Source organism: Shimia sp. (assembly GCF_965227725.1).
GTDB lineage: Bacteria > Pseudomonadota > Alphaproteobacteria > Rhodobacterales > Rhodobacteraceae > Shimia.
The window spans coordinates 79,704-93,572 of record NZ_CBDDGH010000001.1; the positions used below are offsets into that span (position 1 = coordinate 79,704).

Here is a 13,869-nt window from a genome sequence, read left to right on the forward strand (position 1 = left end):
TCTTCCTCCCAGTTCACAGGCCCGGATGGGCAAGTCCCCCTCACTATGGCAGAGAAAACCGTTACAGAGTTGCACGTTTCTGCGAGAAAAGGTGAGCCGGCCATCAGCCACTGTCGCAAAATTTGCAAATTTGCAAAAACGCTAAATTTCTCAATTTTTCCTGCAAAAATTGGCGACTTTACTAAACTTTGCAATTTCAAAGCCCGAAAACTGGCCCGACAAATGCGATAATCTGTCCCGCTTTTTCGCCCCGGACTTGCCGCCACGGCAATACCTCCTCTATGGCTTTTGGCAGGAAGAGGAGGACCACATGTCATATCAAGACGTATACGAACGCTGGAAAAATGATCCGGAAGCTTTCTGGATGCAGGCGGCAGAAGCAATTGATTGGCATACGCCGCCCAGTAAGGCTCTGACAGACAAAGGTGACCATCTTTATGAGTGGTTCGCGGACGCAAAGGTCAACACCTGCTGGAACGCGGTGGACCGCCACGTCGAAGCCGGGCGCGGCGAGCAGACCGCCATCATCTATGACAGCCCGATCACCCACACCAAACGCGAAATCTCCTATGTTGAGCTGCGCAACCGTGTCGCCACACTCGCAGGCGCCCTGCGCGCCAAAGGCATTGAGAAAGGCGATCGCGTCATCATCTACATGCCGATGATCCCCGAGGCGCTGGAAGCCATGCTGGCCTGTGCCCGCTTGGGGGCCATCCATTCCGTGGTATTTGGCGGATTTGCCGCCAACGAACTTGCGGTGCGCATCGACGACGCCAAGCCCAAAGCCATCATCGCCGCCTCCTGCGGGTTGGAGCCGGGCCGCGTGGTGCATTACAAACCTCTGCTCGACGGCGCCATCGACCTCTCCACACACAAGCCCGATTTTTGCGTGATCCTCCAACGCGAACAAGAGGTGGCGCAGCTGGTCGAGGGGCGGGACGTCAACTGGCACGGCTTTCAGTATGGCGTGGAGCCGGCCGAATGTGTTCCGGTCGAAGGCAACCACCCCTCCTATATCCTCTACACCTCCGGCACCACAGGGCAGCCCAAAGGTGTGATCCGCCACACCGCAGGCCAGCTGGTCGCGCTGAACTGGACCATGAAAAACATCTACAATGTCGACCCCGGCGATGTGTTCTGGGCGGCCTCCGATGTGGGCTGGGTCGTGGGCCACAGCTATATCTGCTACGCCCCTCTGATCCATGGCAACACCACCATTGTGTTTGAGGGCAAACCGGTTGGCACGCCGGATGCGGGCACCTTCTGGCGCGTGATTTCAGAGCACAACGTCAAGAGCTTCTTCACCGCCCCCACCGCCTTCCGCGCCGTGAAGCGTGAAGACCCAACAGGCGAATACGTCAAGAAATATGATCTCAGCTGCCTCGAGCAGGTCTATCTCGCGGGGGAACGCGCTGATCCGGACACCATCGTCTGGGCGCAGGAGCAACTGGGCGTGCCAATCGTGGACCACTGGTGGCAAACAGAGACCGGCTGGTCGATTGCCGCCAACCCGCTCGGCATCGAAGAGCTGCCCATCAAACTGGGGTCCCCAACCGTTCCCATGCCCGGATATGACGTCGAAATTCTGGACGAAGGCGGCCATCCCGTCGCGGCTGGCGAACTTGGCGCTATCGCCATCAAACTGCCCTTGCCTCCCGGCACGCTGCCCACCCTGTGGAATGCCGAAGAGCGCTTCAAATCCTCCTACCTCACCCACTTCCCGGGCTACTATGAGACCGGCGATGCGGGCATGAAGGATGAGGACGGCTACGTCTATATCATGGCGCGCACCGATGACGTCATCAACGTCGCTGGGCACCGCCTCTCCACGGGTGGCATGGAAGAGGTGCTTGCAGAGCACCCGGATGTGGCGGAATGCGCGGTGATTGGCGTGGCGGATCAGCTCAAGGGCCAGATGCCCGTCGGTTTCCTCTGCCTCAACGCTGGCAGCGACCGCGCCCATGACGATGTGGTCAAAGAGGTTGTCGCTCTGGTGCGCCAGAAAATCGGCCCCGTTGCCGCCTTCAAGCTCGCGGTTGTGGTGGATCGTTTGCCCAAAACCCGCTCGGGCAAAATCCTGCGCGGCACCATGGTCTCCATCGCCGATGGCACAGACTGGAAAATGCCCGCCACCATCGACGATCCCGTCATCCTCGATGAAATCACCGAGGCCCTGAAAACCATAGGCTACGCATCCGCGTGACCTGTGTCAGAGAGGCGCGCACCCCGCTCGCGCGCCTCTTTTGTTTCTAGACAAACTGTTCGCGAATAAGCCGCTCTTCGAGCCCATGGCCCGGGTCAAACAGAATGCGGTGCGCGATTTGGGCGTCCGAGCGGATTTCAACCCGCGACACATTCTCAATCGCGCGGCTGTCGGCATGGGCCATCACCGGGCGTTTCTGCGGCTCCAGAACATCAAAGGTCACTGCCGCAGATTTTGGCAGCAGCGCCCCGCGCCAGCGCCGCGGGCGGAACGGCGCAATCGCCGTCAGAGCAAGCACATCCGACCCGATGGGCAAAATGGGTCCGTGGGCTGAATAGTTGTAGGCTGTGGAACCCGCTGGGGTGCTGATCAATGCCCCGTCACAGACCAGCTCTTCCATGCGCAGACGCCCATCAATCGAAATCTTCAGCTTGGCCGCCTGTGGCCCTGCCCGCAGCAGCGAGACTTCGTTGATGGCGAGCGCTTCATGCACCGATCCGTCCGCAGCTGTGGCGCGCATCGCCAGCGGATTGAGCATCTCTTCTTCTGCGGCCCCCAGCCGCTCCAGCAGATCGCTTTCGGAATAGGCATTCATCAAAAAGCCCACCGTGCCGCGGTTCATGCCGTAGACCGGCGCAGACATCGCCTGCGTCATGTGCAGGGCCTGAAGCATGAAACCATCCCCGCCAAGCGCGACAATCACATCCGCCTCCTCAGGCGCGACATTGCCGTAACGCCCGATCAGGGCCGCCCGTGCGGTCTGCGCAACTGGCGCATCGCTGGCCATAAAAGCGATTCTTTCAGACATCGTCGCTCATGCTCCCAACTCCCAAAAAGCAGGTTTCCCTGCGCCGCCAAAGGTTTCCGATAGCGACATATGTTTACCCCCTGCACCATCTGCGGCGCTCAGGCAAGGTGTTGCGTCGCTTTGGGACCTTTCAAGCCGGGCATGTTTCCATTAGGAAACTCGCAACACGAACCGTTCAACAGGAGCAAACGTCCATGAGCACCTCCCGTGATTCTGGCTTTTTCACAGAAACCCTCGCATCCCGCGACCCGGAGCTGTTTGGCTCCATCACCGATGAGCTGGCCCGCCAGCGCGACGAGATCGAACTGATCGCGTCTGAAAACATCGTGTCTGCGGCCGTTATGGAAGCGCAGGGCTCTGTGCTGACCAACAAATACGCAGAAGGCTACCCGGGCCGCCGCTACTATGGTGGCTGTCAGCACGTGGATGTGGCGGAAAACCTCGCCATCGACCGCGCAAAAGAGCTCTTTGGCGTTGAGTACGCAAACGTACAGCCAAACTCCGGCTCCCAGGCCAACCAGGGTGTGTTCACCGCACTGCTGCAGCCTGGCGACACTATCCTCGGCATGTCCCTGGACGCAGGTGGCCACCTGACCCACGGCGCAAAACCAAACCAGTCCGGCAAATGGTTCAACGCGGTGCAGTACGGCGTGCGCAAGCAAGACAGCCTGCTGGACTACGATCAGGTTCAAGAGCTGGCCAACGAGCACAAGCCAAAGCTGATCATCGCAGGCGGTTCCGCCATCCCGCGTCAAATCGACTTCGCGAAGTTCCGTGAAATCGCGGACTCCGTTGGCGCATACCTGATGGTCGACATGGCACACTTCGCTGGCCTCGTGGCCGCAGGTGAGCACCCCTCCCCATTCCCATATGCGGATGTAGCGACCACCACGACCCACAAAACCCTGCGCGGCCCGCGCGGCGGCATGATCGTGACCAACGATGAGGCAATTGCCAAGAAAGTGAACTCCGCGATCTTCCCCGGCATTCAGGGTGGCCCGCTGATGCATGTGATCGCAGGCAAAGCCGCCGCCTTTGGCGAAGCGCTGCGTCCTGAGTTCAAAGCCTACCAGAAGCAGGTTCGCGCCAACGCTGTGGCACTGGCGGATCAGCTGGTCAAAGGTGGTCTGGACATCGTCACCGGTGGCACCGACACCCACGTGATGCTGGTCGACCTGCGCCCCAAAGGTGTGAAAGGCAACGCCACCGAGAAAGCTCTCGGCCGCGCGCACATCACCTGCAACAAAAACGGCATCCCGTTTGACCCTGAAAAGCCAATGGTCACCTCCGGCATCCGTCTGGGTACCCCAGCCGGCACCACCCGTGGCTTTGGCGAGGAAGAGTTCCGCGCGATTGCTGACATGATTGTGGAAGTGGTCGACGGTCTGGCCGCCAATGGCGAAGAGGGCAACGGCGAAGTGGAAGAGGCTGTGAAAGCCAAAGTGGCAGATCTCTGCGCACGCTTCCCACTCTACCCGAACCTCTAAGCCCAGCGCTTAGCGAAAAATATAGCCGCCGCAGACACCCTCTGCGGCGGCTATTTTTTTGTGGGAAGGGCCACTAACCTTCTTTGCGCGGTTTTGGCCGCATCAGCGCAGCGCCATAGCACAGCGCAAATCCGCCAAATGCCGCAACCCAAAGCACGGCGGAAATCTCCAGAAACACAGGCACTTCGCCCGCCAGCCACCGTGCGATGACGGAGCCAAAGAGGCTAAGATAGATCGCAAGTGTGGGCCCATCCGCTTTCAACGCGCGCCCAGTATGGCCCAGCGTCGCCCGCGTCATGACCGCCAAGGTCATTGCCCCGATCGCACCTGCCATCCATATGTGTTGCGCGGCAGCCTGCCTTGCCCCGCCTCCCAGAATGGAGACTCCCAACGCCAAGGCTCCCAGCGGGATCAGAGCATAGGAAGCATGCAGCACCGACAGCAACGGTTCAGCCAGCGTATGCGTGCCTTTCCAACGCCAGAGGCGCGCCACATGCAGCAGTGCCAAACCGATCAACAGCCCATCTACGCCAGCCTCCTCTGGCCAAAAACTCCAAAGCAGAAGCACCGCAACCGTTGTCAGCAGTACAAACTTGTCAAAGCGCGGCATCGGAGGTGCGGGGCGCACATCGCTGCCCTGCTTGACCAACCAGTTGCGCGTGAACGATGGCACGATGCGCCCACCGATCACGACAATCATCATCACAGAGGTCGCGAGACCCAAACGAAGGCCCAGCCCCTGCGCGGCAAAGCCGTCCACCAGCGCCTCAAGGTGAAACACCCCATTCGCAAGCGTGAAAACGGCCAGCATCGCCAGTACAATCAGGTTGCGCCAATTCTGACCAGAAATGATCTCTCGCAAAATCACGCCGCCCAAAACGATGGGAAAAGCCAGATCAACAGCGGCAGCGCCCCCTAGGGGTAAGCTTGCCGAGAAAAGCACTGCCAAGCGCCCTGCTCCCCAAAGCGCAAACAACCCACCCAGCCGCCAGCCCACCAGAGGCAAACGCCCTGTCCAATTTGGCACCGCGGTGAGCAGAAACCCCGCCAAGATCGCGCCAAGATAGCCAAAAAGAAATTCATGTGCATGCCATGTCACCGGGTCAAAGCGTGACGGCAGCTCCACGGCGCCGCTCAGCGCGGCAATCCAGACCGGCATCGCAAGCGCCGCCCACAGCGCGCCAAACAGAAAGAACGGGCGAAACCCATAGCTCAGCAACGCCGGTCCCGACCAGCGGCGCATTTGTTCAGAAGAAGACAGGGCCATGTTGCGGCCTCCTTATGTGTGAGATGGCGCTCAACGCGCATCCGTGCCGTCGGCCACATCCATCAGATGGCGAATGTGGCGGGCAAAGTACCATGTCGCAGGCGCACCAATCAGCGCGCCAAGCAAGATCGAAAGGCCGGTCGATACCACCGGACCACCTACCCAGCTGAAGATCAAAGATAGGAAAAACACGTTCACTGCTGCGGCCCCTGCCCCCAACGGGTACAGCGCCAGCGCAATTCTCTGTGTTGACCAGCCCGCTTGTGTCATCGCCGCGACACCAGCCATTGCACCGCAGCCATGGACGCAACCAGCGTCAGGCAGGCCAGCGCATACCAGAACTCCGCTGTGGCAGATTGCGCCTGCGGAATCGGGCGGTCAAACGCCTCTGCCATTGCAGGCGAAGCCATCAATGCAAAAAGAGCGACAGAATGTTTCATCTCAAGTCTCCTGTGTCAGATTGCGGTAAATGTCGGGCAATGCGCGCGACAGTCGCATCGGGTTTGGCAATAGCGTGAAGCCGCCGCGCCCAAAGATGCGGGCAAACCAATCCTGGCCGTCTTCATCAATGATCACACCATGCAGGTTCAGCCCTATGTCTCGCGCTTCCCGCACGGCCATATGGCTGTCTTCAATGCCATGCTGCCCCTCGTAGTGATCGAGATCGTTGGGCTTGCCATCGGTCAGCACGATCAACAGCTTATGGGCGCTCGGCTCCTCAGCCAGCTGCGCGGTCACATGCCGTATCGCGGCCCCTAGCCGCGTAAAGTGTCCGGGCCGCAGCGCGCCTATGTTGTCGGTCATTTCACGGGTCATCGGCGTCTCAAAATCCTTGCAACGCGTCAAAAACACCCGATCCCGGCGCAGGGAGGAAAAGCCCCAGATGCCGATCCGGTCACCGGCAGCATCCACACCCACGGCCAAAGCGGCCATGGCTTGACGGGCCACTTCAATAACGCTGGTGTCGCCAATCGCTGCCTCAGTCGAGCGGGACACATCAATCAAGAAGGCAACCGAGACATCGCGTTCAACTTTGCGCGCAGCCTGCCAGATGCGATCAGAGCCACGCCCCATGGCTGCAAGATCCGCCTTTGCCGTCAGCACAGCCTCCAGATCCAGCTCGTTGCCGTCGATTTGGCGGGCCTGCAAAATCCGGCGCGGTCGCAAGGCTTCAAACTGCCTGCGCACCTCGCGCACTGTGCGTGCATGGGGAATGAATTCGGTACCGTCAGGCTGCGCGAGCGCTTCCAGCACACGGCAGTGATCCTTCATATAGCTGCGCGCCCGGTGGTTCCATTCGTCATAGGTATGCACACCAGCAAGCGCCTCATGATCCGCATCCGCGGGGGACAGGTCGAGGTGCAGGCGCAAGCGCGTTGCCGCCTTGCGATTTTGTTTGGACAGAGTGATGCGATCCTGATCATCCGCGGCTTTCTGTGCGTTTTCGTCGTCATCATCATCCACACTGCGGTTGATGTTCATCGACTCCACCCAGGACAGGATGGATTCAAAACGGTGAATGATAAAACTGTCCTTACGGCTTTGCTGTTCCTGATCTTTGCGCTCACCAGCTTTGCGTTTTGAATAGACCGCTGCCGTTGGCGGGGCCTTATCCGCAGCGTCTTCCTCGCCAGCCGCCGCACCTGTGCCGGGGGCCGCAAAACGCAGCCAAATTGGTACTGGCGCAAAGGGCATATAGCCCCGCGTTGCCACACCAGCTTCCAGAGTGGCCTGTGTGCCGCACAGCTGATCGCGGATAGCCTGCTCAAGGGCGGCCTCCTGCGCGGGGCGGGCAACCTCGGGCCGCATACTCAGGCAATACCGCGCCATCTGGGCATAGCCCTTGCGCAATCCTGGGCAGGCCTCAAAAGCGGCATCTGCGGCCTGCACATTTGCCCGAATTTGCGCGCAATCAAGTGCGGCACCATCGCCAGAGAATGTGTTTGGCGTGATGTCTGCCTTGGCCGCCAGCGCGGTCAGCCAGAAATAGGCCGCGCGGTTCAACCACTTCTCGGGAAAGACTGCGATCTGTGGCGGCAGTGCCAGACGCTCGCCATCAAAACGCGCCACATATTCCTGTTCGCGCTCCGCACCCAACTTGCGGCGCAGCGGACGGCGATGCCGCATCACTGTTGCAGCGGCCTCCCCCAGTTCCACTGCCGCATCGCCCCCCAGCGCACGGAACAGAACCGCAAGACTTGGGCGCACAGACGCCAACGTGACCGCCGCCTCCGGATAATGTGCCTCCGCACCCAATCCGCTGGCCATCTCATGCCAGAGGTTGCCCACGGTCTCTTCCGGCTCCATCAAATCGAGAAGTCGCATACCGCTCACCCGTAGATCGTTGCAACCAGATCCCTGAGGGACTGCTGCACATCTGGCTCATCACTCAAAGGTTCAATGATCGCCGCCTCAAGCGCGCGATCCACGCCCATGCCTCCCGCCATCAGGCTGGCGGCATAGATCAGCAAACGGGTCGAAACGCCTTCCTCAAGATCCATGCCGGAGAGCTTCCGGATATGCCCGGCAAGCCGCACCAAGGGCGCGACCCGCCCCACTTCCAGACGGCTTTCCTGTGCAACAACCGAGATTTCGGTTTCCGCATCCGGAAAGTCAAAGGAGATAGACAGAAAGCGTTGGCGTGTAGACGGCTTCAACCGCTTAAGCACGTTCTGATAGCCAGGGTTGTAGCTGGCGACCAACATAAAGTCCTTTGGCGCCACCAGCTCCTCTCCGGTACGGTCGATCATCAATGTGCGCCGCGAGTCTGTGAGCGGGTGAAGCACCACGGTCACGTCTTTACGGGCCTCGACCACCTCATCAAGGTAACAGATCCCGCCCTCGCGCACCGCGCGTGTCAGCGGTCCATCGACCCAGACAGTCTCACCCCCTTTGAGCAAATAACGCCCGATCAAATCTGCCGCAGAGAGATCATCATGGCAGGCCACCGTATAAAGCGGCTTGCCTAGTTTGGCGGCCATGTGCTCAACAAAGCGGGTTTTGCCGCAGCCGGTCGGCCCCTTCAAAAGAAGGGGCAAACCATTGTCATAAGCGGTCTCAAACAGATCGCACTCACGGCCGGTTTCTTGATAAAACGGCAGCGAAGGAACAGTTGCGATATTCATACTCATTCTCCTGCAACAATTTTGGCAGAGCCCGGTGCGATGATTTCTTTTTCACGCACAACGGCCAGCGAGTAGATGAACAGAAGCGCGCCAATCACCACAGCGGCACCCGCGCCAAAGCGCATCAGATAGAAGACCGACAGGCTCTCCTGCACGTCCATGAAGTAGTCGCCAACCACGCGCTGCATATGGGTCTGGATCGTACCTGCGAAGGTCAGCACAAATGTCATGAAGGCCATGCCACCGGTCATCAGCCAGAACGACGCCATGTTCAGCACCTGATTATACGGCATCCGGTTGCGCAGCATCGGCATCGCATAGGTAAAGACCGCAAGGTTGAGCGCAACATAGGCACCGTAGAAGGCCAGGTGACCGTGAGCTGCGGTGATCTGCGTGCCATGGCTATAGAAATTCACACCATGCAGCGTGTGCAAAAAGCCCCAGACCCCTGCGCCAAAGAAGGCGACTGTACTTGCCCCCAAAGACCACAGGAGCGCGGCTTTGTTGGGGTGGTTCTTGCGGCCCTTCCAGACCATCACAAAGGCAAAGGACATCATCAGGAAGAATGGGATCACCTCAAAGGTGGAGAAGATCGAACCAACCCACTGCCAATAGCCCGGCAAGCCAATCCAGTAGAAATGGTGCCCCGTGCCAAGAATGCCGCTGAAGAGCGCCGTGGCCACGATGACATAGAGCCATTTTTCAACCACCTCACGGTCCACGCCGGTCAACTTCAGCATCAGAAAGGCGAGGATTGCGGCCATCACCAATTCCCAGGTGGCTTCTACCCAGAGGTGGATCACAAACCACCAGTACATTTTATCAAGGCTCAAGTTAGCCGGATTGATGAAGGCAAATACCCACAACAGCGACAGCAGCCAAAGCCCCATCAGGAGCACATTGGTGATCGCAGTTTTCTTTCCCGCCAGCACAGTCATCGAGATGTTGAGCAGAAAGATCAGCGCCCCAACAAGAATGCCGAACTTCACCCACAGCGGCTGCTCCAGAAACTCACGGCCACCGTGGATGCCCACAAGGTAAGAGCCGACTGCGCCCAGCGCGCCCACTGTCAGAATAATCAGCTGGATATAGGCCAACTTGGGTGACCATAGCTCTCGCTCAGATTCTTCGGGAATCAGGAAATAAGCCGCGCCAAAAAAGCCCAGCAACAGCCAGACCACCAGCGCATTGGTGTGGATCATACGGATCACGTTGAAAGGCAGGATTTCCGCCAAGAAGTTGGGAGAAACGTAAACCCAACCTGCGAGCAGACCGCCCAATACCTGCACGCCAAACAGCGCCAGCGCTGCGGCGAAATAGTAAAGGGCCACTTTTTGAGATTGATATTTCATGGTTTCGCCTCCTTATCCGGCGTCATTGGGCGGCCAGCCCTGCGTGTCTGTCTGATCCGCCCAGCGCAAAAACTCAGACAGCCCGCGTATGTCTTCATCGCTCAACTCATAGCGGGGCATCTGGCGACGCCCTTCGATCCCGCTGGGCTGGCTTTCGATCCACCCTTTCAGCGTTTCAAAGGCGTCTTCGGGGCTGTCCTGCACACCCCAGCGAGTCATCACATTGCCCACTTCCGGCGCGAAGTAGGCGCCCTCGCCATGCAGGGTGTGGCAATTGATACAGGAGTTCTCTTCCCAGACATGTTTGCCGTGGATCACCGCCTCGCTCAGCGCCATTCCGGCGGTCGAGGTGTTCACCACGTATTTGTGCGATTGGACGGTCATCCCCACGAAGATCACGACAAAAAAGATCGAACCTCCGTAGAAGATGTTTCGCGCCCGCGACTTTGTCAGAAATTCAGCCATGAGCCGGCCTCCTTGGATTCGGGATGGCCTTGTCATAGCGGGGCAGCTCACGTGGAAGTTTGTGCCAGCACAACCTTTGAAACGGTTATTGGGGCAAACCTGCTCTCAAAACGCAGCACACCAATGCCTGCGGAGAAAATGTCGGACGAGAAGAGATCGCTGCAGGTTGCTCAGGCACGCCAGTAAAGGCCAAAGCCGCGTTTAGGCCTGGCTCAAATCCACAAGCGCACTGGGATCAAGCACCTTGATCTGTTTGCGTTTGCTCTGCACCAGCCCACGCTTTTCCCAGTCGCTCAACAAACGGCTAACCGTATGCAGCGTGGTCGCTGTGAGCTCGGAAAGATCCTGCCGCGTGATCGGGAAGTCTATTTCAATGCCCTCGGGTGTCTTGCGTCCGGTCTGATTGATCAGCCGCAGCAAAGCATTGGCCAAACGTTGTTCCACCTGCTGCGTGGCAAGCTCCACAATGCGGGTGTTCAACTCTCCGACGCGCTTGCCCACCGTCTTATAGGTGTTCACGGCAAACCCTTGATAGTCGGAAACAAAGCTCTCCCACAGCCCCATCGACCAACTTAGCACAATCGACTCCGTCGCCGTCACTGCAGTTGCGGGATAGGTTTCGCGCCCAATGGCCTTTGCAATCCCGAGCAGCTGGCCCGACGGGATATACAGGGAAGTCACCTGCTCGCCGGTCGCCGTGATCCGCACAACGCGCACATACCCATCGAGCAGCATATAAAAGCGCTCTGCCGGAGCGCCTTCGTCAAAAATCGCCACCCCCGCTTCATAACGCTTGGAGGTCGCCTGATCCAAAATCCTGCGGATCTGCCGTTTTTCAAGTTCGGAAAACGGCGGCAAGTGCGTGAGCAGGCTTTCATCCAGCCTAGGCAGCGTTTTATGCGGCGGCGTACGGTCCATGCATGAGTTGTGCCAGAACACCAAGGCGAAGACCACCTGCCGCAAGGCCCGCGCGCCGACAAAACCAAAGTTCTTTGCGCTGGAACAAAGTTCAGATTTTCAAACCCGGTAAATCTCGCCTCAACACACAGCCCACTTTGAACACTGCAAAAACTTTCAAGGCGTGACTGCGCGTTTCTTTTCAAAAGCAGCACATGGGTCGACCACCCGGTGCCAAGCAACCACCTCATGGAGGGTAAAATGGCCAAAATCATCAATCCCGGTCTCATGAAAACAAGCCGCCGCAATGTTTTGCGCGGCAGCATGCTCGCAGGGGCCGCCGTTATGGCGGGTGCCTCGGTAAAAGCGACACCGCGTGCGCCCAAAATCGACGCGATCAATGCAACCTCCACACACCTTTACAAAACAGCTGGCAAACAAGAGACAGCGAGCGCCGCGAAGCCAGCAGATCTGTCCGGCTACACCCGTGTGAAACAGGAGCTGGTTGCGCCGCCCTTTGCACCTGAACATGAGCAGGTCGCCACTGGTGGGCCAAAAATCATCGAAATCACCATGATCACCGAAGAGCGTCTGATGGTGGTGGACGAAGACACCGGCGCCAGCATCTGGGCGCTGACATACAACGGCTCGGTGCCAGGCCCGCTGATCATCTGCCACGAGGGCGACATGATCGAGCTCACTCTGCGCAATCCTGAGAGCAGTATGATGGAGCACAACATCGATTTCCACGCGTCCACCGGGGCGCTTGGCGGTGGCGGGCTGTCCCATGTTCTGCCCGGCGAAGAGGTAGTGTTGCGGTGGAAGGCCACCAAACCCGGTTGTTTCACCTATCACTGTGCCCCCGGCGGCGCGATGATCCCCTACCACGTCACCCACGGCATGAACGGCGCTGTGATGGTGCTGCCAAGAGACGGACTGAAGGACAAAGACGGCAATCCGCTGCGCTATGACCGCATCGCCTACATCGGCGAGCAGGACTACTACCTGCCACAAGACGAAAACGGCGACTTCATTCAGTATGAGCAAGCGGGCGAAGACTTCTCTGACAGCCTTGACGCCATGCGCACCCTGATCCCGACGCACTCTGTCTTCAACGGAGCCGTGGGCGCATTGACCGGCGAAAATGCCCTGAAAGCCGAGGTGGGTGAAACGGTCCTGATGATCCACAATCAGGCCAACCGCGACTCCCGTCCGCACCTGATCGGTGGGCACGGTAACTATGTCTGGGAAAGCTCCTTCACTGATGCGCCCTTGCAGGACATGGAAACCTGGTTCGTGCGTGGCGGCTGCGCGGTGGCGGCGATGTATACCTTCGAGCAACCGGGCGTCTATGCCTACGTCAACCACAACCTGATCGAAGGTGTCATGCTTGGTGCCACGGCCCACTTCGTTGTCAATGGCACGTGGAACAACGAACTGATGGAGCAGGTGGTCGCTCCCAGATACTTTGAAACCTGATCTGAAAGGATAAGCCCATGCCCGCCGCCAAGCGCCCGAACCACACAAGCGGACCCTCCCTTCGTCTTGCGGTTTTTGGTGTCTTGGCGGTGGCTCTTTTAGGGGCTGCTGCCCTGCACTTTGCCCCCAAATCACCATCACGGCCTGAACTGTTGCCGCAGATGGCCGCCCATGCAGTTGTCATGCCAGACGGGCAACAGTTTTTTGCGCAGCGCTTTGAGGTCTCTGTCGCGGAGTGGAACATATGCGCGGCAGAAGGCCGCTGCGCGGTGTCGTTGCGGGTGCGGCCGGACCAAAAGCCCGAGACCACACCGGCCACCGGCCTCAGCTACGAAGATGTGCAGCAATATATCAGCTGGCTCAACACGCAGACCCGACAGCGCTTTCGCCTGCCCACCGCCACGGAGTGGGAACATATGGCGGTCGATGTTCTACCAGAAGAACCCGATCCGCTCTTCACTGATCCGTCGCTCACCTGGGCTTCAACCTACCTGACCGAAGGCACAACACCCCGCGCGCTGAAACCTCAAGGCAGCTTTTCCACCTCTCCTGAGGGTGTGGTTGATCTGGATGGCAGCGTCTGGGAATGGACCATGGAATGCTACGCTGGTGCCGAGGAAGGTATCGACCGCGCCAGTTGTCCGGCATATTTTGTGGGCGGTGAACACGTCGCCGCGATGTCTTATCTGATCCGCGATCCAGCCCGCGGTGGATGCGCCGTCGGCTCCCCGCCCGCTCATCTCGGGCTGCGCCTGATCTCTGATCATGAAGTGCCGCGCAGCTAAG

The 13,869-nt window shown here is 59.0% G+C and carries 13 protein-coding genes; 4 read left to right on the forward strand and 9 right to left on the reverse strand.

The window, feature by feature from the left end:
* Nucleotides 1–310: 310 nt before the first annotated feature.
* Nucleotides 311–2,203, forward strand: a complete 1,893-nt coding sequence (gene prpE, locus ACO07T_RS00405; RefSeq protein WP_422047784.1) for a propionate-CoA ligase PrpE — start codon at nt 311–313, stop codon at nt 2,201–2,203.
* A gap of 46 nt (nt 2,204–2,249) precedes the next feature.
* Here prpE and ACO07T_RS00410 read toward each other — a convergent pair whose 3' ends face one another.
* Nucleotides 2,250–3,011, reverse strand: a complete 762-nt coding sequence (locus ACO07T_RS00410; RefSeq protein WP_209077691.1) for an NAD kinase — start codon at nt 3,009–3,011, stop codon at nt 2,250–2,252.
* 194 nt (nt 3,012–3,205) lie between these two features.
* On the opposite strand from ACO07T_RS00410, the gene glyA reads away from it, so the two are divergent.
* Nucleotides 3,206–4,498, forward strand: a complete 1,293-nt coding sequence (gene glyA / locus ACO07T_RS00415; protein WP_209077690.1) for a serine hydroxymethyltransferase — start codon at nt 3,206–3,208, stop codon at nt 4,496–4,498.
* Between the two features lie 73 nt (nt 4,499–4,571).
* On the opposite strand, the gene ACO07T_RS00420 is transcribed toward glyA, so the two are convergent.
* The 8 genes from ACO07T_RS00420 to ACO07T_RS00455 all read right to left on the reverse strand — a co-directional run bounded on the left by ACO07T_RS00420 (nt 4,572) and on the right by ACO07T_RS00455 (nt 11,625).
* Nucleotides 4,572–5,765 carry an NnrS family protein gene (locus tag ACO07T_RS00420; RefSeq protein ID WP_422047786.1) on the reverse strand — a complete coding sequence of 398 codons (1,194 nt, stop codon included), beginning with the start codon at nt 5,763–5,765 and terminating at the stop codon, nt 4,572–4,574.
* Between the two features lie 30 nt (nt 5,766–5,795).
* Nucleotides 5,796–6,053, reverse strand: coding sequence for an NnrT protein (locus tag ACO07T_RS00425; protein ID WP_422047788.1), 258 nt, complete (start codon nt 6,051–6,053; stop codon nt 5,796–5,798).
* A complete protein-coding gene (locus ACO07T_RS00430; protein ID WP_422047789.1) occupies nt 6,032–6,205 on the reverse strand; it encodes a protein NnrT in 174 nt (57 codons plus the stop codon). The genes ACO07T_RS00425 and ACO07T_RS00430 overlap by 22 nt, the downstream gene beginning before the upstream one ends.
* Before the next feature lies 1 nt (nt 6,206).
* Nucleotides 6,207–8,090 (reverse strand): nitric oxide reductase activation protein NorD, encoded by a 1,884-nt coding sequence (locus tag ACO07T_RS00435; RefSeq protein ID WP_422047790.1) that lies wholly within the window; start codon nt 8,088–8,090, stop codon nt 6,207–6,209.
* A 5-nt stretch (nt 8,091–8,095) separates the two neighbouring features.
* Nucleotides 8,096–8,890 carry a CbbQ/NirQ/NorQ/GpvN family protein gene (locus ACO07T_RS00440; protein WP_247742708.1) on the reverse strand — a complete coding sequence of 265 codons (795 nt, stop codon included), beginning with the start codon at nt 8,888–8,890 and terminating at the stop codon, nt 8,096–8,098.
* Nucleotides 8,891–8,892: 2 nt separating this feature from the next.
* The gene (locus ACO07T_RS00445; protein WP_209061802.1) at nt 8,893–10,242 is read right to left on the reverse strand and encodes a cbb3-type cytochrome c oxidase subunit I; all 1,350 of its coding nucleotides are present in this window, start codon (nt 10,240–10,242) and stop codon (nt 8,893–8,895) included.
* A gap of 12 nt (nt 10,243–10,254) precedes the next feature.
* Nucleotides 10,255–10,707 carry a c-type cytochrome gene (locus ACO07T_RS00450; protein ID WP_422047791.1) on the reverse strand — a complete coding sequence of 151 codons (453 nt, stop codon included), beginning with the start codon at nt 10,705–10,707 and terminating at the stop codon, nt 10,255–10,257.
* A gap of 201 nt (nt 10,708–10,908) precedes the next feature.
* The gene (locus ACO07T_RS00455; protein ID WP_422047792.1) at nt 10,909–11,625 is read right to left on the reverse strand and encodes a Crp/Fnr family transcriptional regulator; all 717 of its coding nucleotides are present in this window, start codon (nt 11,623–11,625) and stop codon (nt 10,909–10,911) included.
* 240 nt (nt 11,626–11,865) lie between these two features.
* Here ACO07T_RS00455 and nirK point away from each other — a divergent pair, with 240 nt between their 5' ends.
* Entirely contained in the window at nt 11,866–13,083 is a 1,218-nt protein-coding gene (gene nirK, locus ACO07T_RS00460) for a copper-containing nitrite reductase (protein WP_422047793.1), read from the forward strand.
* A gap of 17 nt (nt 13,084–13,100) precedes the next feature.
* The gene (locus ACO07T_RS00465; protein WP_422047794.1) at nt 13,101–13,868 is read left to right on the forward strand and encodes a formylglycine-generating enzyme family protein; all 768 of its coding nucleotides are present in this window, start codon (nt 13,101–13,103) and stop codon (nt 13,866–13,868) included.
* Nucleotide 13,869: the final 1 nt, after the last annotated feature.

Bases quoted from the DNA above. Each gene is read 5' to 3' on its own strand.
- prpE (WP_422047784.1), top strand. From the start codon at position 311: ATGTCATATCAAGACGTATACGAACGCTGGAAAAATGATCCGGAAGCT.
- ACO07T_RS00410 (WP_209077691.1), bottom strand. From the start codon at position 3,011: ATGTCTGAAAGAATCGCTTTTATGGCCAGCGATGCGCCAGTTGCGCAG.
- glyA (WP_209077690.1), top strand. From the start codon at position 3,206: ATGAGCACCTCCCGTGATTCTGGCTTTTTCACAGAAACCCTCGCATCC.
- ACO07T_RS00420 (WP_422047786.1), bottom strand. From the start codon at position 5,765: ATGGCCCTGTCTTCTTCTGAACAAATGCGCCGCTGGTCGGGACCGGCG.
- ACO07T_RS00425 (WP_422047788.1), bottom strand. From the start codon at position 6,053: ATGGCTGGTGTCGCGGCGATGACACAAGCGGGCTGGTCAACACAGAGA.
- ACO07T_RS00430 (WP_422047789.1), bottom strand. From the start codon at position 6,205: ATGAAACATTCTGTCGCTCTTTTTGCATTGATGGCTTCGCCTGCAATG.
- ACO07T_RS00435 (WP_422047790.1), bottom strand. From the start codon at position 8,090: ATGCGACTTCTCGATTTGATGGAGCCGGAAGAGACCGTGGGCAACCTC.
- ACO07T_RS00440 (WP_247742708.1), bottom strand. From the start codon at position 8,890: ATGAATATCGCAACTGTTCCTTCGCTGCCGTTTTATCAAGAAACCGGC.
- ACO07T_RS00445 (WP_209061802.1), bottom strand. From the start codon at position 10,242: ATGAAATATCAATCTCAAAAAGTGGCCCTTTACTATTTCGCCGCAGCG.
- ACO07T_RS00450 (WP_422047791.1), bottom strand. From the start codon at position 10,707: ATGGCTGAATTTCTGACAAAGTCGCGGGCGCGAAACATCTTCTACGGA.
- ACO07T_RS00455 (WP_422047792.1), bottom strand. From the start codon at position 11,625: ATGGACCGTACGCCGCCGCATAAAACGCTGCCTAGGCTGGATGAAAGC.
- nirK (WP_422047793.1), top strand. From the start codon at position 11,866: ATGGCCAAAATCATCAATCCCGGTCTCATGAAAACAAGCCGCCGCAAT.
- ACO07T_RS00465 (WP_422047794.1), top strand. From the start codon at position 13,101: ATGCCCGCCGCCAAGCGCCCGAACCACACAAGCGGACCCTCCCTTCGT.